This window comes from Gallibacterium genomosp. 1 (assembly GCF_000771875.1).
GTDB lineage: Bacteria > Pseudomonadota > Gammaproteobacteria > Enterobacterales > Pasteurellaceae > Gallibacterium.
The window spans coordinates 75,110-96,239 of the sequence record NZ_JPXX01000023.1; the positions used below are offsets into that span (position 1 = coordinate 75,110).

A 21,130-nucleotide genomic window follows, 5' to 3' on the forward strand; every position below is an offset into this window, starting at 1 on the left:
TTTGTAATATGATGCAATCTGAAAATATAAACAACAGTCTGATGAAGTTTTACTATCTCGCTCATATCAAGGTGAAGATAGTGTAGGTTACACCTATAACCCAGAACACTCTTTTGATGACTTCAAAAAATCAATTAAGATAGTTTGATGAATGAAAATTGATTTATCAAAACAATCTATATAAGGGTGTTTAAATACGCCATCTTGTCTTTGTTTATCTAAAATCCACACCTAAAAGCACTACCCAATCCCGATCAAATCCCCAACAATAGCCCTATTTATCATCTATCAATCGTGCTATGTCCGCAGAAACTAACCGCAGAATTGAAAACCTGATCCGCTATGGCGTGATTGCCGAAGTGGATTGTGCCGCTCGCCGTGTGCGTGTGCAATCGGGCGAAATCTTAACCGATTGGTTGCCTTGGTGTGCCTTTCGGGCTGGCACAACAAAAATCTGGTCGCCCGTAACGGTAGGCGAACAATGTGTGATTTTCGCCCCAAGTGGTGAACTCAGCACGGGCTTTGTGTTAGCGGGGATTTATTGCCTTGAATTTGACACCCCAAGCAACAGCCCTGATGAACACGTTATCGAATTTGCTGACGGTGCCAAAATTGAATACAACCAAGCCAGTTCGGCATTAAAAATCAGCGGAATTCACACCGCACTTGTGCAAGCAAGCACCAGCGTTACGCTTGAAACGCCTGTGGTGAAATGCACACAGAATTTAGAAGTGGCGGAAAATGTGCTTATCGGTGGCAACCTTGCAATGAGCGGTTCAGCAGGCGGTGGCAATGCCGAAATTAAAGGCAACGTGAAGGTGCAGGGTAATGTTAAATCGCAGGCTGATATAGTTGCAGGCTCGGTATCCCTTAAAAATCATACTCACACAGGGGATAGCGGTGGCACAACAGGAAAACCCAATGGATAAACAAACAGGGCGATACCCCAACAGCGAAACGGAACATATTAAGCAATCTATCCAAGATATTTTGCTCACCCCCATTGGCTCAAGGCTACAACGGCGAGATTACGGCAGCCATTTATTTGAGCTGATTGATCGCCCCATCTCTCGTGCTTTAATGCTCCAACTGGCGGCGGCATCGGTGATGGCAATTAAAAAATGGGAGCCTCGCATTGACATTGTGCGTTTTGCAGTAGCGATTAACCCTGACACCGCACAAATCACCGCCGATATTGAAGGGGTACGCAAAAGCGATAAAAAACAGCTTAATTTTAACGATGTAACCTTAGGACGATAAAATAGGATAGAACAATGAGCGAACTGGTGGATTTATCTAAATTAGCCTATCCCAAGGTTTTAGAGGAGCTAGATTTTGAGCAACTACTGGCAGAGCGTAAAGCGGCATTTATCGCCCTTTATCCTGCGGAAAAACAAGATTATTGGCGTGCCGTACTGGCATTAGAAAGTGAGCCAATCAATAAATTACTGCAGGAAAATGTGTATCTCCAACTGCTGGAACGCAACCGCATTAACGAAGCGGCGAAAGCCACAATGCTGGCTTATGCTACAGGGTCAGATTTAGATGTCATCGCCGCCAATTTTAACGTGCAACGGCTGATTATTCAGCCAGCCGATCACAGCGTCAGCCCACCCATTGAAGAAATCAAAGAAAGCGACACCGAACTTCGGCTGCGTTGCCAATTAGCTTTTGAAAGCCTCTCAGTGGCAGGTCCGAAATCGGCTTATATGTTCCACGCCCTTTCTGCCCACGCGGGCGTGGCTGATGTTTCTGTAACCTCGCCTCAGCCCGCCCACGTGAGTGTAACCATCTTAGCCCGCGACGGCAAAGGCACCGCAGAGGAAAGCATACTCAATGCCGTGCGGGAACGCCTTAATGATGAAAACGTTCGCCCTGTTGCGGATCGTGTCACGGTGCAAAGTGCGGTTATTCAAGACTACCAAATTCAAGCCAAACTGCACCTTTACCGCGGGCCAGAATATGAACCCATTAAACAAGCCGCAACCGTCAGCATTGAAAAATATACCCAAGAACGCCGCCGTTTAGGGCGAGATATCACCCTATCGGGCATTTATGCCGCCTTACACATTGAAGGTGTACAACGGGTGGAATTGCTTCAACCGCAAGCGGATATTGTGCTACCCAACCACAAAGCAGGCTACTGCACAAGCATTCATTTAGAACTGGTCACCGCTGATGATTATTGATAAAAACATTCCAAAAATTACACCGCTCTTGCCCGTTGGCTCAAGCGAATTAGAACGTAAAGCCGCCGAAGTGCTGCAAGAGGCAGTGCGGAATCCCATCATTATTGCGGATTTAATCAACCCCGATCGCTGCCCAGAAAAATTTTTGCCCTACCTTGCTTGGGCGTTTTCGGTGGATAAATGGGACGAAAATTGGAGTGCGGAAGTGAAACGCATTGCCATTAAACAATCCTTTTTTATCCACAAACACAAAGGCACCATTGGCGCGATTAAACGGGTGGTTGAACCCATTGGCTATTTGGTTGAGCTAAAAGAATGGTTTCAAACCCAACCGCAAGGCGTGGCTGGCACATTTAGCCTAACGATCGAAGTATCAGAAACGGGCTTAAACGAACAAACTTACAACGAACTGGTGCGATTAATTAATGACGTTAAACCTGTCTCACGGCATTTAACCCATCTTGCGATTGCAATCTCACCAACAGGCAAAATGCATTTTTTTATCGGACAAAATGCCGGTGAAATTCTCACTGTTTACCCCCAATAAGGAACGTTTATGGCAAAGCAATATTATTCCGTGCTCACCGATTACGGCACACAAGTCATCGCCCAAGCTATTGCACACAAGCAACCCTTGCAAATTATGCAAATGGCAGTGGGCGATGGCAACGGGCAGGCAACCACACCAAGCCAACGCCTCACAGCATTGGTGCGAGAAGTGCATCGTGCCAATGTCAGTGCTATCTCTGTTGATCCTCGCAATAACAAACAAATTATTTTTGAATTAACAATCCCTGAAAATGTCGGGGGATTTTGGATAAGAGAAATGGGGATTTTTGATCATCAAAATCGCCTTGTGGCTTATGCCAACTGCCCAGACAGCTTTAAGCCACAACTAGAAAGTGGCAGCGGCAAAGTGCAAGTGGTGCGAATGATTTTGTTGGTTAGCTCATCGGACGCCATTACGCTTAAGGTGGATGACAGCGTGATTTTTGTTACCCGCAGCCAACTCACCCCGCAACAAATCACCGCCACTAGCCAAAACGCCGTGGAGGAAACGGGCCACAGCCACGAAATCGACAAAGCAAGCACAAGCCAAGCGGGTATTGTGCAACTCACCAACGCCACCGATAGCGAAGCAGAAACCCTAGGGCTCACCGCCAAAGCGGGGAAAACGTTGAAAGGGCTGATTGATGCCTTAACCCGCAATCTGAGTAACTATATCCCCAACAGCAAAAAATCTGACGCGGTCACTTCGCCAAGCTCTGACACCATCGCCACAAGCTTTGCCGCTAAAACCGCCTATGACAAAGCAATTGAGGCGGATAATCACGCCGAAAGTGCTTACAATTTGGCTGAAAGCAAACAATCCCCTGCCACAACATTAGCTGGCTATGGGATTGGTGATTTTAAGGTGGGGACATCCACCGGTGATGCCAATGATTGCAAGATTGACGGCAATTATTATTTTGCCAGCGGGCAAAATTTACCGAGTGCGGGGGCGTGGCATATTGCGGCGATGAGTGGCGGACAAACTAACGCTATCCGACAAATTGCCCACAAAGCCAATGAGAGCAAGGTTCAAACCCGTTATTTTAACGGCACGTCTTGGAGCGCGTGGAAAGAGGTGGGCGGTGATGGGGTGCCTGTTGGCTCTGTTGTTGCATTTCCTGTAGCGGTGCAAAATCCGCACGGATTTTTACGCTGTGACGGCTCAAGTTTTGGACAGGAAACTTATCCCGCCCTTTATCAAGCCTTAGGGGTGAACACATTGCCCGACCTGCGTCGCTCTGATGTGGGAATGACGGCGTATTTTGCCACCGACAATATCCCCGAAGGCTGGATTGCCTTTGATGACATTGAAGAGCAGGTGAGCGAACAGGCTTATCCCGAACTGTATCGTCACCTTGTGGCGAAATATGGCAGCCTTTCCGCCGTGCCGAAAGCGAAAGACCGCTTTATTCGTAACGCGGGGGCATTGCTTGCGGTGGGTGAGGTGCAACAAGACGCCCTTCAAGACCACTTTCACTATATTCCTACCGAAGCAGGGGGCGATTATCAAGCCGAGAAAGGTATCACTATCGTCATTCGCGATAGTGATACCACCAATGTGGTGCCAGGTGCGTTTAAGCCTGCACAACAAGGCAGGGTGCAGGCAAACAACTCGGCGGTCGCCGATGGGGCAAGGGCAAAAACCTACCTTGCTTCTACGAAGGATACGACAGAGAAAGATACGCGAACTGCGGAAGAAACTCGCCCGAAATCCCTTGTTCTCAAACTCTGCATTAAAGCACAAAACACCCTCGATGGGGTGCAGTTTTGGATTAAAGCCTTTGGCAATGTGAGCAATGCGGGTGAGCTTGAGGTGAGTCGCTTAGCTCAAGATATGCAACAGGTGAGGTTGGAAAAAGCGGACATTTCGCATACGCATACCGCAAGTGATATAACGGATTTTGATACAGGGGTGGATAACCGTATCGCACAATTATTTACTTACCAAAAAATAGGTAATTTTGAAGTACGCAAATATCCCGATGGCACGATGATACAAACTTGTCGTGATAGACAAGCTTCGAGACGAACATCGAATAATCAATTGTTTTCTCTGACTTTGCCAGTTGCATTTATAAGATACCCAGTTGTTAGTGCCACTATTGAAGAAAACGTAGCATTAAATACTGCAAGAGATGATACCTATATATCATTAAAACAAATCTCAAGAACCAAAATTCAGTACGGCATCTTAGATGATGGAAGTTTATATCAGACAATAGATTGTGTACATATTATAGCGATTGGACGCTGGAAATAAGGATAGAATATGAAAATTTATTATAAAGATGGGTTTTATCACGACACCGCCCCCGAGGGTTCAGTAGAAATTAGCGAAGAAACGTACCGCACTTTACTTATTGGGCAAAGTGAGGGAAAACAGATTATCCCCGATGAGCGGGGCTACCCCGTTTTGATTGAGCCACAACCAAGCCCTTATCACCGATTGCAAGGGGGAAAATGGGTGATGGATGAGGCAAGACAAGGGGAACGGCTCAGCGAACAGCGAAATCAAGTGCGGTCAAAAATTAATGCCAAACGAGATAACTGTGTTGATGGCGGCGTGTATGTGCCAGAAATCGGCAAATGGGTGGATACAGATGAAAAAGGGCGTGCCACCTTGGTAGAAATCAAAGCGGATTTTGACTTAAACGGCAAAACGGAAGAAAACGGCGAGCCACGTATTTTCACCCTGATTTGTGCGGATAACACGGCAGAGCCGTTAGATTTTGACAAATTCAAAGCGGTGTGGAATGCGGCGAAAACGCTCAAAGAAAAAATGTTTGAAAACGCCTATATGCACAAAATTTTGTTAGAACAAGCGGAAAATCCGCTTGAGTATGACTGGTCGATCGGCTGGTCACAAACCTATGAGGAATACCAAAATGAGCAAGAAAAATCCATTTAAAACGTGGGGCTATCACGTTTTGATTGCCCTCGACCAACTTTGCAACGCCTTAACGGGCGGTGGGGCAGATGAAACCTTTTCCAGCCGTTGTTACCGCCGAGCCGTGTTAGAGAGCAAGCCCAAAGCCCGCTGGCGGTTTTGGTTTCGGCTAGTGAATGGGCTATTTTTCGACAAAGACCATTGCAAAACCGCCTATGAAAGCGAGGTGAAACGGCGGCAATATCCGGAGGATTTTCAATTAAGTTAAGTAAAAAAGCGGAATATTCCGCTTTTTATTTAAAGATTTAATAGCAGTGCGATTTTTTGCCGAATTTCCGCTAATTCATCAAGAGCAATTTTGCCTTTAAACTCCGCTTTTCGTACACGCCAGTCAAGACTTTTAATTTGATCCGATAACACCACATTTTTTGGCGTACCGTCAATGGATACCTCAAAAGGATAACCTTTAATTTTCGTTGTGAGTGGGCAGCAAATTAATAAACTGGTTAAGTGATTATAGGCTTTAGGGCTCAGTACCACCGCTGGGCGATGACCTGCTTGTTCGTGTCCTGCTTGTGGGGTGAAATTCAACCAAATAATATCGCCCACATCTGGAATATATTCCTTCATCACCACTCCCCGCCTTCTGCCTCACCAAAATCCACTTCTTGGTGTAAATTGTCAGGGTGAATATTGGCAAGCAATTGGGTTAAAGAGGGTTGTTGTGGCAGCGGGGCAATAATAATTTTGCCATTTTCCACCTGCATATCTACTAGGTGATCCACATTCAATTGCAATTCCGAAAGCACCGGTGCAGGAATGCGAATGCCCACACTGTTCCCCCATTTTTTTATTGTTAGTTGCATAAATTTCTCCTAATAAATGTTTATACATTGTATAATTTTACTTTCAGTAAAGCAATCTCATTATGTCATCTTATTTCTCTGTCATATTTCAATTCACACTCGCAATAAATAGCGGGTCATTTTTTCCCGTTGCACAATAGCCCTAAATTTAATCAACCTCACCAAAAGGGCTATTTATGGACTACTTACACGGCGTGCGGGTCATCGAAATCAACGAGGGAACACGCACAATCAAAACTCCGTCCACGGCGGTGATTGGGATTGTTTGTACCGCAAATGATGCTGATGCCGAGGCTTATCCACTTAACACCCCTGTTTTACTCACCAACCCACTGGCTGGCATTGCCAAAGCAGGCACGCAAGGCACGCTGGCGAAAACCTTAAAAGCCATTAGCAACCAAGTGAACACCCTCACGGTAGTGGTGCGGGTGGAACAAGCCATTGCCGAAGAAGGCGATGACAGCGACGGGGAAAAACAAAAAGCCGCCGACGGCAAAACCACCGCCAATATTATCGGCACGGTTACCGAAAGCGGGCAATACACGGGCTTAAAAGCCTTGTTGGTTGCTCAGGCAAAATTAGGTGTGAAACCGCGTATTTTGGGCGTGCCTTATTTAGATAACAAAGAGGTTGCTACTGAACTTGCAGGGATCGCGAAAAAACTCAATGCCTTTGCCTATGTTTCCGCCCACAACTGCTACACCAAAGAGCAAGCCGTTACTTATCAGAAAAACTTTGGCCAACGTGAAGTGATGGTGATCCACGGTGATTTTGCCGCCTTTGACGTAACCCGCAAACGCACAGAAACGGAAAGTGCGGTGGCAAATGCCCTTGGATTGCGTGCTTACCTAGATAAAACCATTGGCTGGCATAAAGCCATTTCTAATGTGGTAGTTGAGGGCGTAAGCGGTGTAACCCGTGATATTACCTTTGATATTCAAGACACCAGCACCGATGCCAACTATCTCAACGAACACAAAATCACCGTGCCGATTAATTTCAACGGCTACCGCTTATGGGGTTCTCGCACCTGTTCTGACGACCCGTTATTCCAGTTTGAGAATTACACCCGTACGGCACAGATTTTGCGTGATACCATTGCCGACGCTCACGCGTGGGCGATTGATAAGCCAATGACTCCCGCACTAATTAAAGACATTATTGAGGGCGTGAATGCTAAGTTTCGTGAGCTGAAAGCCTTAGGCTACATTGTGGATGCGAAAGCCTGGTATGACGCGGAAATCAACGACAAAGACACGTTAAAAGCGGGCAAATTGTACATTGATTATGATTACACCCCCGTGCCACCGTTGGAAAATCTTAATTTCCGTCAGCGTATCACCGATCGTTATTTAGCGGATTACGCCGCGAAAATCACTGCATAAGGAGTAACTATGGCTTTACCGCGTAAATTAAAATTGATGAACCTATTCCAAGATGGTGTAGGTTACAAAGGCGAAGTGACCGAAGTGAACTTGCCGAAATTGGCAATTAAAACCGAAGATTACCGTGCAGGCGGAATGCTGGGCGATGTTGCCATCGATCTCGGCATTGAAAAGCTGGAAATGGAAGTGAAATTCGGCGGTTTAATGGTCGAGATGAAAGAATTTTTTGGCAGCCCAAATATTGATGGCGTGGCATTACGTTATGCGGGATCTTACCAGCGAGAGGACACAGGCGAAGTGGAAGCCGTGGAAGTGGTGACCCGTGGGCGTTACACCGAAATTGACGGTGGTTCATCAAAAGCGGGCGATGACACAGAAGAAACCTATAAAGCCGCATTGACCTATTACAAACTGATTGTTAACGGCAAAGACTTAATCGAAATTGATTTAATCAATGATCTTTATGTGGTGAACGGCAAAGACAGACTTGCCGTTCACCGCAAAGCCCTTGGTTTATAACAGACACACCACCGCCCCGCAAAGGGGCATTTTTTGACTAATTAAAGGAAAAGAAATGAAAAAAGCCAATCAAAATAGCAAACACGTTACTTTAACCCAAGCCCTTGTGCGTGGTGAAAAAGAAATCCGCGAAATCAGCGTGCTGAAACCCAACATTGCGGCGTTAAAAGGGCTGAAAATGTTTGATGTAATGCAAATGGACGTCGATGCCTATTGCCAGCTTCTGCCCCGCGTGACGTCACCCGCTTTAACCAAAGTGGAGGTGCTGAACCTTGACCCGATTGATTTCACCGCTCTTTGCTCGGAAGTGGTCGGTTTTTTCGTGAAAACCGAACCAACAGAAGCCACAATGGAAGCCTAGCCTCGTTGCTTATTCCTGCCACGGTGGAAGATGCCATTGCCGACATTGCCACTGTGTTCCACTGGCAACCCAACGTGTTTGACGAAATGGAGCTAGAAGAATTAATGCAATGGCGGGAAAAAGCCCGCGAACGGGCAGAATATCAAGAATAAAAGTGCGGTGCAAAATTTGCGAAAATTTCACCGCACTTTTATTAAGGGAAACAGAATGAAAGAAATCATTATTTTTTTATTATACTTTCTGACTATTTTCGCCATTTCTGGAATGGCAACCTTTTTGATGTATCAAAAGCTAGACGGGTGGGACTGGCTGATTTTTATTTTAGTGTTACTACTCAATGCCAAAATTTCCGTTAAGCAGGAATAAACAATGCTACAAAACTTTGCAATGATGGCTTATGGCTTTTTTGTGTTTATGCGTGCCACTGTGCCATTTCAAGAAATGCAACGCACAGCCCAGTGGAGACACCCCACTAACTCGGTGATTGGGCGAATGCCTAAAGCCCAGTTTGTGGGAAAGGAAAGCGAAAGCATCACCATTCAAGGGGTGTTAATGCCGAGTATCACAGGGGGCGAAATGAGCATCGCCACCTTAGAAGCTCTTGCTGAACAAGGCGAACCTTACCCATTAATTGATGGGGCAACATTTAGGGTGCTAGGTTGGTATGTGATCGAAGAAATCAGTGAAACGCAATCGGTGTTTTTTGCTGATGGCAAAGCCCGCCGCATTGATTTTTCTATGAAGTTAAAACGCACTGATGATAGTCTGCTCGCTGAAATTGGTGATGTTGTGAAAGGATTAATCGCATAATGGCTAATGAAGTGATCGATAGTATGTTCGATAAAATCGCTGAAACGAATCATAAAACACCACAATTTAAAATTAGCGTCACCTCTAAGAATAAAAAACAAGAGATTACTAAGATAGTCTCCGAGCGACTTATGCAGCTTACTTTAATTGATAATCGAGGATTCGAAGCAGATGAAATCGATCTACAATTAAGCGATCATAACGGAGCTTTAATGCTACCAAGCCGTGGAGCGATTATTGATATCGCTATTGGTTGGAAAGGCAAACAACTCGTTCCTAAAGGAAGTTATATTGTTGATGAAATACAATATAGTGGCTCACCCGACACACTCACCATTAGAGCAAAAAGTGCTGATTTACGCGGCTCATTGCATAGTAAAAAGGAACGATCATTTCATCGTATTACTTTCGGTAAGCTCATAGAACAACTAGCAAAAGAGAACAATCTCGAACCGTTATGTAGTCCAGATTTTAAAGATAAACTGATTGATCATCTTGACCAAACGAATGAAAGCACAATTAATTTACTATCAAGACTAGCCGAAGAATATGATGCCATTGCTACTGTCAAAAATGGCAAATTACTCTTTATGCCAACAGGCAAAGGAAAAACAGTTAATAACAAACCATTACCACCGATTCTGATTACCCGTCAAGCTGGCGATAGTTTTAATTTTTCATTGATAGAAAGTGATAATTACACCGCGGTACGTGCTTATTGGTACGATATGAATACGGGAAAGAAAGGCGAAGTTATCATTGATAAAAATTCTGAAATTCAACGGAAAAACGTCATTACCAAAACAGGGAAAGTCAGTAAAAACAAACAAAAGGTATTAGTACAGCATCAACCTGTGGAAAGCGACGCTGATCAGATGTTAACTTTACGCAATACCTATACGTCTGAAAAACGAGCTATCAATAGTGCGAAAGCGGCATTTAATAAAATGAAGCATGGTGTTGCCAGTTTTTCTCTCACACTGGCTTATGGACGACCTGAACTTATTCCTGAACTGCCTGTAACTGTGCAGGGGTTTAAAGGAATGATTGATAGCTCGGAATGGATTATCAGCAAGGTAACGCATAATATTGATAAAGACGGGTATATTTCACAAGTGGAGTGTGAGTTGAAAGTTGAATAAACTTGACGAAAAGATATTTATATTTGGAGTAACTATGAACCAAAAGAACAATGAATTAGCACATTTATTTGATCAAAAAATAAAAACTTATGCTAGTAAAACTATCTATCAGCAGAACCAAGCAAGTATTTTGCTAAAATCTTTTAATAAAAGATACATGCCTAATTTCTCTGAACAAGAAGTCATAAATTTTCTAAATAAAGAAATGTCAAGTATTAAAAATGAAGCGACACAATGCAAGTTAGGCAAAGAAAACATGCATAAATTAATAGCAGAAAGATTTAATCAAGTAATAAAAAAAGCTGAGCAACTTAACACTATAAAATCTATTAACAATAAACTAATAATTTTATAAATATATCTGCTAGTCTATAATATTTACTGATTTAGCAAATGCACGCCCTAAATCGCTTATATCTAGAATACCTTTTCCTAAATCAATATTCTTTCCTTGCATATCCTGTTTTATTTCTAAATAAACAGGATCTTTGTAAAAACATTGATAGAATTTCTCATTCATTTCTAATTCATAATTAACACTAACTAACCCCAATCTAATCCAATTATCGACATAGGTAGATATATTCCTCTCTTTTTGGTTGAAATAACCATCTAAAGGCAATAAATGTCTATATAATGTTAGGTAAGTAAACATATCACCAAATATTTGTCTAACATCACAAATAGCTATCCTTTTCTGTTTTAGGATAGTAGAAAGCAACACGGCTTCTTCTGAATTTAATTGATTTAGGATTGAAACATAAGCTGGATGGGTAGTTTTAGTGCTATCAATTGTATTCGTGATTAAATTTTCAAATAACTCCGCTAATTCAACTTCTTCTTGGGAATATACTAGCCCTTCTGTAGCTAACGTTAAGGTAGGTAATGAACCTAATTTAATATCTTTTTCAACAACTCTCTTGATTTTATCACTTAGCCTTTTTTGAGTATCGTGCTCAAGCATAAATAATGATTCAAAGAATTTCTGTGTGCCTTTTTTAAAAGCGACCAATTTATGAAGAACTTTTATCCCTTCATATTTTATTTCTGCCGCCATTAATTTGCTTTCTGCTTCAAAATCTCCAGCTTGTTGTAAACGTTTATCAGAACTATTTTGTAAACTATGGATTTCAGACACTGAATCAGTTTTCATAGATTCTGCTACATTTTTTATATCATCAGTTGAAAATACCATTTTTATATACCATTTATTAAATATTACCCACAAACCTTCCCATAAGGTACACCATCTTTATCGCGATCTAAACGCCTTACTCCGCACTGGTTAAGGTAAGACTTCTCTTCTTCGCAGGAACACATTTGTTTGTAATAAAGTCCTAATTTTGCTGCTTGCCATTTAATTTCATCACCGCAACAATGTTTTTGGCGTAGTTCTGTTATTTCACGCTCAAAAAGGGATAAATTATTTTCTTTGATCCATAACAAACCAAAAGCATAAAAAAAGCTTGCCACTTATGCCTAGTTCATCCGAAGTATTATTTGTAAAAATATTAATTTGATATATTTCTTAACGTTATAACCAAACCCAATATATCTAATATAAGAAACAGTTCAAGAAATGCAATAATCAATGTTAAATATATGTATATATAATGTAAACTTAAATATTTTTTGAAGTGATATCCTTTTTCTATCCTTTTTCCAAACGAATCTTTTTCACATTCTGTTACTAGAAAATCAATATCTTGATGGGGTTCAGAGTCTTTTAATATAGCCTCATATTCAGCTAAGAGTTTTCTAAGTTCTTGGTGTTTATCTTTATCGTGTCTATCTTTATCATCTAATAATTCCTCCTCTAATATTCTTAATTTTTTGGTTAGACTTCTTAGATTCGAGCCACATACTCTTAAATTCTTAATCTTTACATCATAAGATGAATTAGATATTTGTATAGAAAAGACTAATATAATAATAGCTAAAAATATTTGAGATATATCAATTATAGTTTTATATGAATGATTTTGTGTTGGAAAAGCTAAAAACCATATAGGAATAAAAATTAGTCCTAAAGATGTCATTACGATTATTGCAAATGATATATTCTTAAATTTTTCTAATCTATTTGCAGCATTATTTTTACAATTTGCAGTAACTCTTACTGAATATTTAAGTTGATTTAATGCCGATCTATCATTTTTTCCATAATTAAACACTCTATTTTCTAATAATTTACTTATTTTTTTATATTTTTACTAACAAGTAATTCCAATTATGTTAGTAATCTAATTTAGTCTAAAATATTCTTACTCAAGATCCTATCCTTTTTTGTTTAACTCACTTAACTTAACGACAAATACTCTCACACGGTACGCCGTCTTTATCACGATCTAAACGGCTTAGTCCGCATTGATTAAGATAAAACTTCGCTTCTTCGCATGATCTCATTTCTTTGCAATAGCGTTTGCCGTCGTCGCAGCTATATTCTTGTTTTGCTGCTAATGCAGACTGGGTTAATAATAATGCACTGATGATAAGAAGTAATTTTTTCATAAAATCCACCTATTTTTTAATTAAAAATTGAACATATTCATTTAATTTCTTATCGTTATACATTAACTCTTTATATTTATCTGAATGGCTTAATCCAGCTGTCAAAATCTCACTATCTGTCTTCAATACAACTAAATCATTAAATGACGATGCTATATTAAATTTATTCAATGCTTCTAGAGCTTTCTCTCTAGTAACAGTAACTGGTTTTATTTGATAAATATTTTTTAATAATTTAGATGATTCCATATCAACAGGAATAGATGAAACTGTCACTTTATCAAGAGTGGAATAAGTAAAAGTATTATAAACTGCATATAAAAAAGCACGATCAACCATATTTTTTATCACTTCCTTATCATCATTTGATAAAACAACAGGTGATATTCTTAGTTTTAATGGTTTCTTATTCTCAATTTTTAAAGAATTATTTTCATTGTAGTAATCACCAAAGCTATCAAAAATATCAACTGCATTATCAAATTGCACTACTCCAACATCATTTTGAGTAAATTTATAATCTTTTAACTCTTCTTGTGGAGTAAGTGCATAAGTGTTAATACTGAATAATAAAGCAAAAAATAAAACTATCTTTTTCATTTTAAAGATCCCTTGGATTGATTGGTAAAACTCGAATAAACTTGCCGATAATCTGTGCTGTGTCGAACAGATTACCGTCAATGTCGAAATCTGGGTAAAGCGGATTGTCAGATAATGCTTTATAGACGTTGGTAGGTAGCAGCATCAGGCGTTTAATATAGGTTGCCCCATTGAGAGCGAAAATATAAATGCCCTCGGTGTTATAATAGTTAATAGATGCATCAATAAACACTAAATCGCCTTTTTTAATTGTAGGCTCCATTGAATCCGTCGGAACAGTAATTAAAAACAAGTTGTCGGCTTTTTTCTTGCCAACAATATCAGCCAATCCTTGTGGTGAGAAATAGATTGAGCGAATTATCTCTGGATAATCTTCATTTTCAAACCCTTTTGTTGCCGCTGCCGCTTTCACATCAAGTTGATTAATGCAGTAATAGTGTTCATCGTCTGATTCGGGGCTGATGAGTGTAGAAATGTTCATATTTTCTGAATTTTCATATTTATCTAGTTCAGCTGGATTAGTTATTCGTACATCGTCAAACTTATTTCCTTCTCCGGTTTTTAACCAAATAGGATTAACCCCACTGACAATAGCTAAGTTAAGGATATGACTTGCTGGAACTTTATTATTTGTTTTCCAGTTTGAAATACTACTTTTACCGATTTGTAGATAATTAGCTAAATCAATTTCTCTTTTAAAATCACTAACTTCAAGCATTCGTCTGATTATTGCTTCGGCTTTAGTTTCTTTTTTGTCATTCATAATCTAAAAACCATAAAAATAAATTGACACGTTCATAATAAATGAACTAACATAGTTCATATAAAATGAACATATTTAAACAATGTAAACATTTTAACACAAGCAAGGTAATTACAAGAGGATTTTTGTATGAAATTAGACAGCGATCACAAAACAAATAAACGCCGTAATAGCGTTATCGCCGTGCGTGTATCCGATGATCTTAGAGATAAGCTTAGCGAATTAGCAAAAGCAGATAAGCGAACTTTAAGTGATTTTATCCGCATAAAAATCGAAGAGTTATTTAACTGCTAAAGGGAAAGGTGGTTTAAATGAACTCTTTAAATTCTAACCCTTATTCTTCTGACGATAATAAGGATTCATTAAATCAACAGGACGGTAATCATCTAAAGGTATATCCGCTTCTAACATTGGATCAATTGAAATTGCAAGCTGAACGAGTTGCTCGGCTTGTTTATGTTTCCCTTGATCGTGTAGCTTGCGAATCTGATCACGCAAAAAACAAGCCACATCCGCAGGCTGAAACCAATTATTTAAACCTAATTCGTAAAATTGGCGAAGTATTTTATCAGTTAGATGATGGTGTTCAGATTGCTGAAGCGATAAAAGCAATGCCTGATAAAAATAGAGCAAGACCGATTTATCAAAATGTTTCTTTTTTTGAGGTGTTGTGTTTGCTACGGTCGTTTGGGTTGCCACTTGATGGTGAGATAAGTTTTTATCGTCATTTTGCATTTTTTGCTCCTACGTTAGGTGCGTTAGCTGAAAAAAGCGAAAAATTGTTAGGCGAGCTGTTGACATTATTAGTGCTAGTTAAGCTCGCACAACATTATCAAGATTTTAATCCAGATGACAATGAGAAATTTTCTGCATTCATCAAAGCGTCATTTGCTCAATGGGTTAATGGGATTGTTGATGAACTTATTAAGCAAGGTGGTAAATAATGGCAAATATCGATCATCGTTGCACAAACTGCGGTAGTGCAAATTTGAGAGTGAGAACATCGGAGAAAGTCGGGTTGTTGGTTATTGGCACCACGCTCTATTGCAATAGTTGTGGCACTAAGCTGGAGGTAAAGAGCCAGATTACTAAAGTATCAACGCCGACTTATCACGAGCGACCAGAGGCGCTGCGAGCGAATAAGCCGTTATTGCAGTTAGATACGAAAACGGCAGATATGTTCGAAGCAGAACAACAGTCGTAATTCTTTTTTAATTAAAACACTGTGCAAATTATAGCCTTTTTATTAAAGGGCTAGTTTTTTGCACCCTAAATTCAAGGAGTTGAACAATGATTAAACAACCTTATCGCTACAAAGTTTTAAAGCAACAGAGAAACGTATCAACCTTATCAAGCTAGAACAGCGTATTGAAGCGTTAGAACGAGCTGTCGCACAACAAAATCGGATGAATGCACATATTGCAAGCAACAATCAGATTATCAATTTGGCAAATGAAAGTTTGTTAGATCGCGTTGAAGCATTAGAAGCATTGCACTACAAGCCAACGTTTTTGAGTTGGTTGTTTGGGAAATTGGGTAAATAGGAGTCGTTATGTCCGCTGTAGATTTGGCAAGAGATGAATTTTTTAAGTCGTTTCATCGACTTTACAACGAGTCAGAATTTGCAGCGGAACGACTTTTTGAAAAGTTGACGTTAATGCAGAAAACAGCGGTGGCGAGAGCGGCTAATGTTGAGTTTAAGCGGCATTTGCGTGATTACGACATAGAAGATAGACGAAAAATTGGTAACGCTATTCGGCAAATTAAGGCGATTGCAAAGGCATTTAATTTACCCGTTAGCGTAAATGATTTTTTAAAAGTTGATTCAGAGGTGGTGTATGAAGATTAAGCAAAGATTAAGAGTAAACAAAAAGATGGTAGAGGGGGCAATTTATTACTTTGGTGAAAATTGTCGTGGTTATTTGGGGCTTTGTAAAACACGTTCAATTAAAGATCGTGCAGCATTATTAGAGAAAGCGAGGCGCCAGCGTCAAGCAATGGCGGATTATGTGGTGTTGAGAAATAGAATTCAACGTGTGTTAAGTGCGGATTATGTGGTGTTGCACTAAGGAGTTAATGATGAACGAACGTATTTTTTTTCGATCTTGGTGAACGTTTTTGCGTGCAACGTGCGGAAAACGGTCAAGGTTTTTGTAAGACATCATATGCGTTTGATGTGAAACATGGCGTTTGGAAACCTGCGGACATTACAGAATATCCTAATTTTGAGGAGTTGTTGCTCGCAATTTTTAAAGAACAATTTGCTAAGACAGATCGTTCCCCTGTTGCGGTATTTGATGCCGTAAATGCGGTTATGGCGCAAATGAAAGAAGAAGTGATAAGAGTAAGGGATTTATAAAATGACACGCTACGCCACTATTAAACAAGCTGCGGATTATGTACAGGTTGAACGTGTTGCGCCGGCAGGATTAACACCGGTGCAGTATCAACTGTTTAATTGTAGCGATGAGGATATTTTCCGTTTCGGTATCAGCAAAATTCAGGGCTTGCCTGATTCGTTGAGCAAATATTTTGTGAATCGTTATTTGCGGCTCTTCCGCCAAAGTGGACGGTTTGCTGCAAACACTTGGCTACGCACCACATTAGACAACGGTGTGCTTGAGCGTGTTGAGGCGGTGCTTAAACGTCACCCGATCAGCAAAAATGTGACCAAAACCACCGCAAAATGTTATCAGATTGATGATGAAGGTAACCGCATTAAAGGGGCGTTAAAAGAGGTCGCGTTGCACGAGTTTAATCGGCAGGATGTTGAGCGTTTTGCCACACGGATGGCAGATGAGCAATTTGTGCTTTATCAAGATTTTATCGATAACGAGTTGGCAAGTTGCACCGATAAGCAGGCGATTGACGTCAAACTGAAAGCGTTGTACTACAAATTGGCAAGGTTGACCGAGCTTAAGGGCATTACGCCGCCGTTTTGGCATAAATATCATATCGGCAAGATTTTGCGTAAAGAGGTCGGTGCGGCAATTTTGAAAATGTGCGATGAGGAGTGGTGGTGCAATCAGTTGTGGCAAAAGCGTTCATTTTTGCGTGAACATTTGGCAATTGCGGTCGGTCAGGTGCAGGCGAAAGCCAGCCCTTATGCGAGTTTTGAGGCGGTGGCGGAATGGCGTTATCAACGCCGTAAAAATACGGATTTTATCAAACAAATGCAGTTAATCAATGAAGAGGACGAAGAGGAGCAACTCGGACTTGATGAGATGTTTTATAAAACCGTTTCTAATCCTGCAATCCGACGTTGCGAATTGATGAACAGAATGCGTGGTTTTGAAGAGTTGGCAAAAATTTATGGCTATGTGGGCGAATTTTATACCTTGACTGCTCCCTCTTCTTATCACGCTATCCATTCTAAAGGTGGGTTTGTTAAAAACTGGAACTTTAGCAATCCACGCGATACGCAAGACTATTTGTGTAAAGTCTTTGCTCGTATTCGAGCTGCATTAAAACGTCGGGGCATTAATATTTTTGGTTTTCGGGTGGTTGAACCTCATCACGATGGTACACCGCATTGGCATATGTTGTTCTTTATGGAGCAAAAGCACGTTGATACCGTGCGTGAGATTTTTGCGAAATATGCCCTTGCGGAAGATGGCAATGAGGCAGGAGCAAATGAACACCGTTTTACCGCAAAAGCGATCGATTGGGAAAAAGGCTCGGCGACAGGCTACATTGCGAAATATATTGCGAAGAATATTGATGGTTATGCGTGTGATGATGATGTGGACGACGAAACAGGCGAGAAATTAAAAGATGTGGCGAAGAATGTTTGTGCGTGGGCATCTAAGTGGCGGATTCGTCAATTCCAGCAAATTGGTGGTGCGCCTGTTTCGGTTTGGCGTGAATTACGTCGTAAGCATGGACAACTAGTTGGCGATCAACAAATTGATGCGTTAATTCAAGCGGCGGATGACGGCGATTGGACGAAATACACAGAATTGCAAGGCGGTGCGTTTGTCAGCCGTAAATATTTAGTTGCTCGTACTGTTTATGAAGATAGAAAACCGAATAAATATGGCGAAATTAGTAAAAAAATTATCGGTATTTTTAATCAACTTAAGCCTATTTTTGAGTTGATTGGTACGCGGTTGAAAAAGTGGAAACTGGTTAAGAAATCAGTTCTAGCTTCACAAAAGGAATTAGTAAATCATTCGGTGCGTAGCACCGCTTGGAGTTCTGTCAATAACTGTACGGAGGAAGAAGAACAAAAAATAGACAATATTAGTAAGGAGATTAGTTCAGATGAAAAAATAGACGAAGAACAGCAAGTGCAAGCGTTAATCAGTAGAAAAATTGGCTGGCTATTACGTAAGAAAATTCGGTTAACTGATGAAATGTATAACGAATTGGTACGAACTGGTTCAGTAAGAGTGAAAGATGGTCGTTATTTGTCAGTCGATTATGGCGAATTGCGGTTGAGTTATCAACGAAGAAGTGAGGTGAAATTAAATGGATAGACAAATTATTCAAATTTGTTCGAGTTCGGATTCAGGTGTATTTGTACTATGTAGCGATGGATCGATATGGAACCTATGGCAGGGTAGAAAGTGGAGATTATTGCCTGAAATTCCACAAGGTAAACCAAGCTATAAAGCATATCTAGATGAATGTATAAATGATTTAAGAATAAAAGATAGGGTTAGAATTTTATCAGAAGATGAAAAAAAAGAATTATTAGACCTATTAGAACAACGTAAAAAGTATGAATTCTTTATAAGATAATGAGGTAATAAACAGTGGCAACAACCGATAAACAAATACCAACAGATGATTGTCCGCCGTTTTAAGCGAAGGAGTATCAAATGGAACAAGTATCTAATCAAGCACTATTAGAAAAATTGCAGGCAGTAGAAGCGTTATTACTGCAACAAAAAGAACCTCTAACAGAAGATAGTAAAGAGCTTTGGACAGTGGCAGATATTGCGGCTTATTTTAAGTTAAGCGAGCGTCATATTCGTGGTGCTGTAATTGCTGATCCGTATTTTCCGCAACCAGTGCAAGTTCCATCTCAACGGGATATTCGTAAGAAAAGCTTAAGTTTGCGATGGATTGCAGGCGATGTGGTGCGCTATGCAGAGAGGAAAAAGGCGAGGAGAGTTTGACAGTTTTATTTTATCGGGTTGGGATAGCCGCACTTACTTTCCAAAAGCGGCGTCCGCTCCGATAACAGCGTTTTTAGTAAAACCTGATTCCCACAAAAGGAGTGTATTTTTTGATGTTTACTGAATCTGAATATAATTCAATTCCACATCAATTTGCCCAATTTACTGTGTCACAAATTGATTATATTATCGACTTTTCGGCTGATAGTAACATTATTTCGACTCTATTTGTATTAGATAAGAAAATTGAAGATTTGCTAAAAGGGCATAACACATACAGTGTAAAGTTTGGTGTAAAAGCCTATTATGAAAGCAGCGATCCTAATGTAGATTTATATGCACCACCCATTAATCATAATTTTAAAAAGAAAGATATTCTGCAATTAAAAGAACAGCTTGAAATGTTATTATATAAACATTACTTAATCTATCAGCCTGAATGTTATTTTTTTATTGCAGAACGCCCTTCGTTAAGCAGAATGTATCAAAAAATGTGCGACAATCGACATCCACTTATGATAGACTTTCAACCAGTAGGGCAACTAGGTGATAATGCAGATTGCTTTATTATAAAAACACCCAACTATAAGGAGTGATGTTTTATGGCAGAAACAAAACCGAGTGCAAAAGAATTAAAACGTCAAGCAATGCTTGCTTCGCGTTTAGCTTACCAAAAAGCGAAAACAAAATAAGTTCCAAAAGCCACAGGATAATGTGGCTTTTTTTATGTGGAGTCGCACTAATCCAGCAATTTAACCACATCAACCATATTCGGGGCATAGTAAGTATTAAGCAGAATTTTAATATCTCTATGCCCTGATATTTTTGCAAGCGTCATTACATCGACTTTTTTCGCTAAACGAGTTAACGCTTCGCGGCGAGTGTCGTGGAAATGCAAGTTTGCATTATCTAATGCTGCTTTTGCTTTTAACTTTCGGAAATTGGCATCTAGTTGTGCTGGCTTTAGTTGGAAAATAAGATCAGTATCGTCAGTTTTTATTTTTCCCATTTGTTGAATAATTTCCATTGCCACTGATGACAATGGAATATCTCTAGGGTGTCCGTTTTTAGTTTGTGGTAGGTGCAATAACCGTTTATCCATTTTGAGATCTTGCCATTTTGCATTGCAGATTTCTCCAGCTCGCATCGCGGTTTCTAGTGCAAATAGCATTGCGGCTGCAACTCTATTTTGTATCGTTATTGGGATCTGTTGCTTGTCATAATCTGCAACAAATAAAATTCTGTTTATTTCCTCTTCGCTTAATCGGCGTGTTCGTTCTGGCGGTTGGCTCGGTCTTTTTATGTGTTTGAGGGGATTTTCTTTTAGGTATTTCCATTCTGTTACTGCGATATTTAATAGGTGAGATAAAGTATTCCATTCACGTAATACCGTAGCAACACTAACTTTGATCTGACCCCGAA

Annotated in this window: 36 protein-coding genes; 27 read left to right on the forward strand and 9 right to left on the reverse strand. The window is 40.3% G+C overall.

The annotated features are described in order from the left end of the window. Positions 1–299 precede the first annotated feature (299 nt). From JP36_RS08625 to JP36_RS11685, 7 genes are read left to right on the forward strand one after another with little or no spacing between them, the layout of a single operon-like run. Complete coding sequence (locus JP36_RS08625; protein ID WP_039173893.1) at positions 300–929, forward strand: phage baseplate assembly protein V; 630 nt, start codon at positions 300–302, stop codon at positions 927–929. Next, complete coding sequence (locus tag JP36_RS08630; RefSeq protein WP_039173896.1) at positions 922–1,260, forward strand: GPW/gp25 family protein; 339 nt, start codon at positions 922–924, stop codon at positions 1,258–1,260. The genes JP36_RS08625 and JP36_RS08630 overlap by 8 nt, the downstream gene beginning before the upstream one ends. 14 nt (positions 1,261–1,274) lie before the next feature. Further along, positions 1,275–2,189 (forward strand): baseplate J/gp47 family protein, encoded by a 915-nt coding sequence (locus JP36_RS08635; RefSeq protein WP_039173898.1) that lies wholly within the window; start codon positions 1,275–1,277, stop codon positions 2,187–2,189. After that, the gene (locus tag JP36_RS08640; RefSeq protein ID WP_052119479.1) at positions 2,179–2,736 is read left to right on the forward strand and encodes a phage tail protein I; all 558 of its coding nucleotides are present in this window, start codon (positions 2,179–2,181) and stop codon (positions 2,734–2,736) included. Before JP36_RS08635 ends, JP36_RS08640 begins: the two co-directional genes overlap by 11 nt. Positions 2,737–2,745: 9 nt before the next feature. Then, positions 2,746–5,001, forward strand: coding sequence for a phage tail protein (locus JP36_RS11360; protein ID WP_081964362.1), 2,256 nt, complete (start codon positions 2,746–2,748; stop codon positions 4,999–5,001). Between the two features lie 9 nt (positions 5,002–5,010). Continuing rightward, complete coding sequence (locus tag JP36_RS11680; protein ID WP_039173900.1) at positions 5,011–5,649, forward strand: DUF4376 domain-containing protein; 639 nt, start codon at positions 5,011–5,013, stop codon at positions 5,647–5,649. Then, a complete protein-coding gene (locus JP36_RS11685; protein WP_039173903.1) occupies positions 5,627–5,896 on the forward strand; it encodes a hypothetical protein in 270 nt (89 codons plus the stop codon). Before JP36_RS11680 ends, JP36_RS11685 begins: the two co-directional genes overlap by 23 nt. A gap of 29 nt (positions 5,897–5,925) precedes the next feature. On the opposite strand, the gene mazF is transcribed toward JP36_RS11685, so the two are convergent. Then, positions 5,926–6,258: an endoribonuclease MazF gene (gene mazF, locus JP36_RS08660; protein ID WP_234702174.1), complete on the reverse strand. Its 333-nt coding sequence runs from the start codon at positions 6,256–6,258 to the stop codon at positions 5,926–5,928. Then, on the reverse strand, positions 6,258–6,494 hold the full coding sequence (locus JP36_RS08665; RefSeq protein ID WP_039173908.1) for an AbrB/MazE/SpoVT family DNA-binding domain-containing protein: 237 nt from the start codon (positions 6,492–6,494) through the stop codon (positions 6,258–6,260). Before JP36_RS08665 ends, mazF begins: the two co-directional genes overlap by 1 nt. A 176-nt stretch (positions 6,495–6,670) precedes the next feature. Here JP36_RS08665 and JP36_RS08670 point away from each other — a divergent pair, with 176 nt between their 5' ends. From JP36_RS08670 to JP36_RS08700, 8 genes are all read left to right on the forward strand, one after another. Beyond that, positions 6,671–7,879: a phage tail sheath protein gene (locus tag JP36_RS08670; RefSeq protein ID WP_039173910.1), complete on the forward strand. Its 1,209-nt coding sequence runs from the start codon at positions 6,671–6,673 to the stop codon at positions 7,877–7,879. A gap of 9 nt (positions 7,880–7,888) precedes the next feature. Further along, positions 7,889–8,398, forward strand: a complete 510-nt coding sequence (locus JP36_RS08675) for a phage major tail tube protein (RefSeq protein WP_039173911.1) — start codon at positions 7,889–7,891, stop codon at positions 8,396–8,398. 55 nt (positions 8,399–8,453) lie between these two features. After that, on the forward strand, positions 8,454–8,759 hold the full coding sequence (locus tag JP36_RS08680) for a phage tail assembly protein (RefSeq protein WP_039173912.1): 306 nt from the start codon (positions 8,454–8,456) through the stop codon (positions 8,757–8,759). Positions 8,760–8,833: 74 nt separating this feature from the next. Continuing rightward, positions 8,834–8,911: a GpE family phage tail protein gene (locus JP36_RS08685; RefSeq protein ID WP_418904669.1), complete on the forward strand. Its 78-nt coding sequence runs from the start codon at positions 8,834–8,836 to the stop codon at positions 8,909–8,911. 55 nt (positions 8,912–8,966) lie between these two features. Further along, on the forward strand, positions 8,967–9,125 hold the full coding sequence (locus JP36_RS11535; protein ID WP_156106933.1) for a hypothetical protein: 159 nt from the start codon (positions 8,967–8,969) through the stop codon (positions 9,123–9,125). A gap of 3 nt (positions 9,126–9,128) precedes the next feature. Beyond that, positions 9,129–9,569 carry a phage tail protein gene (locus tag JP36_RS08690; RefSeq protein ID WP_039173915.1) on the forward strand — a complete coding sequence of 147 codons (441 nt, stop codon included), beginning with the start codon at positions 9,129–9,131 and terminating at the stop codon, positions 9,567–9,569. A 23-nt stretch (positions 9,570–9,592) separates the two neighbouring features. Then, entirely contained in the window at positions 9,593–10,711 is a 1,119-nt protein-coding gene (locus JP36_RS08695; protein WP_039173954.1) for a phage late control D family protein, read from the forward strand. 34 nt (positions 10,712–10,745) lie between these two features. Beyond that, positions 10,746–11,066: a hypothetical protein gene (locus tag JP36_RS08700; RefSeq protein WP_039173916.1), complete on the forward strand. Its 321-nt coding sequence runs from the start codon at positions 10,746–10,748 to the stop codon at positions 11,064–11,066. A gap of 9 nt (positions 11,067–11,075) precedes the next feature. Here the strand turns inward: JP36_RS08700 and JP36_RS08705 are convergent, their stop codons facing one another. The 6 genes from JP36_RS08705 to JP36_RS08730 form a co-directional block, all read right to left on the reverse strand. Next, positions 11,076–11,906 carry a DUF4393 domain-containing protein gene (locus JP36_RS08705; protein WP_039173918.1) on the reverse strand — a complete coding sequence of 277 codons (831 nt, stop codon included), beginning with the start codon at positions 11,904–11,906 and terminating at the stop codon, positions 11,076–11,078. Positions 11,907–11,929: 23 nt separating this feature from the next. Continuing rightward, complete coding sequence (locus tag JP36_RS11990; RefSeq protein ID WP_039173919.1) at positions 11,930–12,184, reverse strand: excalibur calcium-binding domain-containing protein; 255 nt, start codon at positions 12,182–12,184, stop codon at positions 11,930–11,932. Between the two features lie 38 nt (positions 12,185–12,222). Continuing rightward, complete coding sequence (locus JP36_RS08715) at positions 12,223–12,885, reverse strand: SLATT domain-containing protein (protein ID WP_039173921.1); 663 nt, start codon at positions 12,883–12,885, stop codon at positions 12,223–12,225. 130 nt (positions 12,886–13,015) lie between these two features. Then, complete coding sequence (locus JP36_RS08720) at positions 13,016–13,222, reverse strand: excalibur calcium-binding domain-containing protein (protein ID WP_039173923.1); 207 nt, start codon at positions 13,220–13,222, stop codon at positions 13,016–13,018. A gap of 9 nt (positions 13,223–13,231) precedes the next feature. Then, complete coding sequence (locus tag JP36_RS08725; RefSeq protein WP_039173924.1) at positions 13,232–13,822, reverse strand: hypothetical protein; 591 nt, start codon at positions 13,820–13,822, stop codon at positions 13,232–13,234. Between the two features lies 1 nt (position 13,823). Continuing rightward, positions 13,824–14,585, reverse strand: coding sequence for a LexA family transcriptional regulator (locus JP36_RS08730; RefSeq protein ID WP_039173926.1), 762 nt, complete (start codon positions 14,583–14,585; stop codon positions 13,824–13,826). Between the two features lie 129 nt (positions 14,586–14,714). Here JP36_RS08730 and JP36_RS11540 point away from each other — a divergent pair, with 129 nt between their 5' ends. From JP36_RS11540 to JP36_RS08780, 12 genes are all read left to right on the forward strand, one after another. Further along, positions 14,715–14,879 carry a ribbon-helix-helix protein, CopG family gene (locus JP36_RS11540; RefSeq protein WP_156106935.1) on the forward strand — a complete coding sequence of 55 codons (165 nt, stop codon included), beginning with the start codon at positions 14,715–14,717 and terminating at the stop codon, positions 14,877–14,879. 17 nt (positions 14,880–14,896) lie between these two features. Next, positions 14,897–15,529, forward strand: coding sequence for a hypothetical protein (locus JP36_RS08735; RefSeq protein ID WP_039173928.1), 633 nt, complete (start codon positions 14,897–14,899; stop codon positions 15,527–15,529). Positions 15,530–15,579: 50 nt separating this feature from the next. Continuing rightward, positions 15,580–15,789, forward strand: a complete 210-nt coding sequence (locus JP36_RS08740; RefSeq protein ID WP_234702176.1) for a hypothetical protein — start codon at positions 15,580–15,582, stop codon at positions 15,787–15,789. A 202-nt stretch (positions 15,790–15,991) separates the two neighbouring features. Next, on the forward strand, positions 15,992–16,129 hold the full coding sequence (locus JP36_RS11545) for a hypothetical protein (protein WP_156106936.1): 138 nt from the start codon (positions 15,992–15,994) through the stop codon (positions 16,127–16,129). Positions 16,130–16,137: 8 nt separating this feature from the next. After that, positions 16,138–16,434: a hypothetical protein gene (locus JP36_RS08745; RefSeq protein WP_039173932.1), complete on the forward strand. Its 297-nt coding sequence runs from the start codon at positions 16,138–16,140 to the stop codon at positions 16,432–16,434. Continuing rightward, positions 16,424–16,654 carry a hypothetical protein gene (locus JP36_RS08750; protein ID WP_039173934.1) on the forward strand — a complete coding sequence of 77 codons (231 nt, stop codon included), beginning with the start codon at positions 16,424–16,426 and terminating at the stop codon, positions 16,652–16,654. The genes JP36_RS08745 and JP36_RS08750 overlap by 11 nt, the downstream gene beginning before the upstream one ends. Positions 16,655–16,707: 53 nt before the next feature. Continuing rightward, a complete protein-coding gene (locus tag JP36_RS08755) occupies positions 16,708–16,944 on the forward strand; it encodes a hypothetical protein (RefSeq protein WP_039173937.1) in 237 nt (78 codons plus the stop codon). A gap of 1 nt (position 16,945) precedes the next feature. Further along, entirely contained in the window at positions 16,946–19,063 is a 2,118-nt protein-coding gene (locus JP36_RS08760; RefSeq protein ID WP_039173939.1) for a replication endonuclease, read from the forward strand. After that, the gene (locus JP36_RS08765) at positions 19,056–19,328 is read left to right on the forward strand and encodes a hypothetical protein (RefSeq protein WP_039173941.1); all 273 of its coding nucleotides are present in this window, start codon (positions 19,056–19,058) and stop codon (positions 19,326–19,328) included. The genes JP36_RS08760 and JP36_RS08765 overlap by 8 nt, the downstream gene beginning before the upstream one ends. Before the next feature lie 80 nt (positions 19,329–19,408). Next, complete coding sequence (locus JP36_RS08770) at positions 19,409–19,708, forward strand: hypothetical protein (protein WP_039173943.1); 300 nt, start codon at positions 19,409–19,411, stop codon at positions 19,706–19,708. 113 nt (positions 19,709–19,821) lie between these two features. Next, a complete protein-coding gene (locus JP36_RS08775) occupies positions 19,822–20,304 on the forward strand; it encodes a hypothetical protein (RefSeq protein ID WP_039173945.1) in 483 nt (160 codons plus the stop codon). Between the two features lie 6 nt (positions 20,305–20,310). Beyond that, the gene (locus JP36_RS08780) at positions 20,311–20,400 is read left to right on the forward strand and encodes a hypothetical protein (RefSeq protein WP_018347392.1); all 90 of its coding nucleotides are present in this window, start codon (positions 20,311–20,313) and stop codon (positions 20,398–20,400) included. 47 nt (positions 20,401–20,447) lie between these two features. Here JP36_RS08780 and JP36_RS08785 read toward each other — a convergent pair. Next, positions 20,448–21,130: site-specific integrase (locus JP36_RS08785; RefSeq protein WP_039173948.1), on the reverse strand; the 683-nt coding region annotated here is incomplete at its 5' end.

Coding starts and splice junctions, on each gene's coding strand:
- JP36_RS08780 (WP_018347392.1), top strand. CDS start 20,311: ATGGCAGAAACAAAACCGAGTGCAAAAGAATTAAAACGTCAAGCAATG.
- JP36_RS08775 (WP_039173945.1), top strand. CDS start 19,822: ATGTTTACTGAATCTGAATATAATTCAATTCCACATCAATTTGCCCAA.
- JP36_RS08720 (WP_039173923.1), bottom strand. CDS start 13,222: ATGAAAAAATTACTTCTTATCATCAGTGCATTATTATTAACCCAGTCT.
- JP36_RS08725 (WP_039173924.1), bottom strand. CDS start 13,822: ATGAAAAAGATAGTTTTATTTTTTGCTTTATTATTCAGTATTAACACT.
- JP36_RS08705 (WP_039173918.1), bottom strand. CDS start 11,906: ATGGTATTTTCAACTGATGATATAAAAAATGTAGCAGAATCTATGAAA.
- mazF (WP_234702174.1), bottom strand. CDS start 6,258: ATGAAGGAATATATTCCAGATGTGGGCGATATTATTTGGTTGAATTTC.
- JP36_RS08765 (WP_039173941.1), top strand. CDS start 19,056: ATGGATAGACAAATTATTCAAATTTGTTCGAGTTCGGATTCAGGTGTA.
- JP36_RS08630 (WP_039173896.1), top strand. CDS start 922: ATGGATAAACAAACAGGGCGATACCCCAACAGCGAAACGGAACATATT.
- JP36_RS08770 (WP_039173943.1), top strand. CDS start 19,409: ATGGAACAAGTATCTAATCAAGCACTATTAGAAAAATTGCAGGCAGTA.
- JP36_RS08700 (WP_039173916.1), top strand. CDS start 10,746: ATGAACCAAAAGAACAATGAATTAGCACATTTATTTGATCAAAAAATA.
- JP36_RS08750 (WP_039173934.1), top strand. CDS start 16,424: ATGAAGATTAAGCAAAGATTAAGAGTAAACAAAAAGATGGTAGAGGGG.
- JP36_RS08640 (WP_052119479.1), top strand. CDS start 2,179: ATGATTATTGATAAAAACATTCCAAAAATTACACCGCTCTTGCCCGTT.
- JP36_RS08665 (WP_039173908.1), bottom strand. CDS start 6,494: ATGCAACTAACAATAAAAAAATGGGGGAACAGTGTGGGCATTCGCATT.
- JP36_RS11540 (WP_156106935.1), top strand. CDS start 14,715: ATGAAATTAGACAGCGATCACAAAACAAATAAACGCCGTAATAGCGTT.
- JP36_RS08625 (WP_039173893.1), top strand. CDS start 300: ATGTCCGCAGAAACTAACCGCAGAATTGAAAACCTGATCCGCTATGGC.
- JP36_RS08680 (WP_039173912.1), top strand. CDS start 8,454: ATGAAAAAAGCCAATCAAAATAGCAAACACGTTACTTTAACCCAAGCC.
- JP36_RS11680 (WP_039173900.1), top strand. CDS start 5,011: ATGAAAATTTATTATAAAGATGGGTTTTATCACGACACCGCCCCCGAG.
- JP36_RS08760 (WP_039173939.1), top strand. CDS start 16,946: ATGACACGCTACGCCACTATTAAACAAGCTGCGGATTATGTACAGGTT.
- JP36_RS08670 (WP_039173910.1), top strand. CDS start 6,671: ATGGACTACTTACACGGCGTGCGGGTCATCGAAATCAACGAGGGAACA.
- JP36_RS11360 (WP_081964362.1), top strand. CDS start 2,746: ATGGCAAAGCAATATTATTCCGTGCTCACCGATTACGGCACACAAGTC.
- JP36_RS11535 (WP_156106933.1), top strand. CDS start 8,967: ATGAAAGAAATCATTATTTTTTTATTATACTTTCTGACTATTTTCGCC.
- JP36_RS08690 (WP_039173915.1), top strand. CDS start 9,129: ATGCTACAAAACTTTGCAATGATGGCTTATGGCTTTTTTGTGTTTATG.
- JP36_RS08730 (WP_039173926.1), bottom strand. CDS start 14,585: ATGAATGACAAAAAAGAAACTAAAGCCGAAGCAATAATCAGACGAATG.
- JP36_RS08735 (WP_039173928.1), top strand. CDS start 14,897: ATGAACTCTTTAAATTCTAACCCTTATTCTTCTGACGATAATAAGGAT.
- JP36_RS08635 (WP_039173898.1), top strand. CDS start 1,275: ATGAGCGAACTGGTGGATTTATCTAAATTAGCCTATCCCAAGGTTTTA.
- JP36_RS11685 (WP_039173903.1), top strand. CDS start 5,627: ATGAGCAAGAAAAATCCATTTAAAACGTGGGGCTATCACGTTTTGATT.
- JP36_RS08675 (WP_039173911.1), top strand. CDS start 7,889: ATGGCTTTACCGCGTAAATTAAAATTGATGAACCTATTCCAAGATGGT.
- JP36_RS08695 (WP_039173954.1), top strand. CDS start 9,593: ATGTTCGATAAAATCGCTGAAACGAATCATAAAACACCACAATTTAAA.
- JP36_RS11545 (WP_156106936.1), top strand. CDS start 15,992: ATGAATGCACATATTGCAAGCAACAATCAGATTATCAATTTGGCAAAT.
- JP36_RS08745 (WP_039173932.1), top strand. CDS start 16,138: ATGTCCGCTGTAGATTTGGCAAGAGATGAATTTTTTAAGTCGTTTCAT.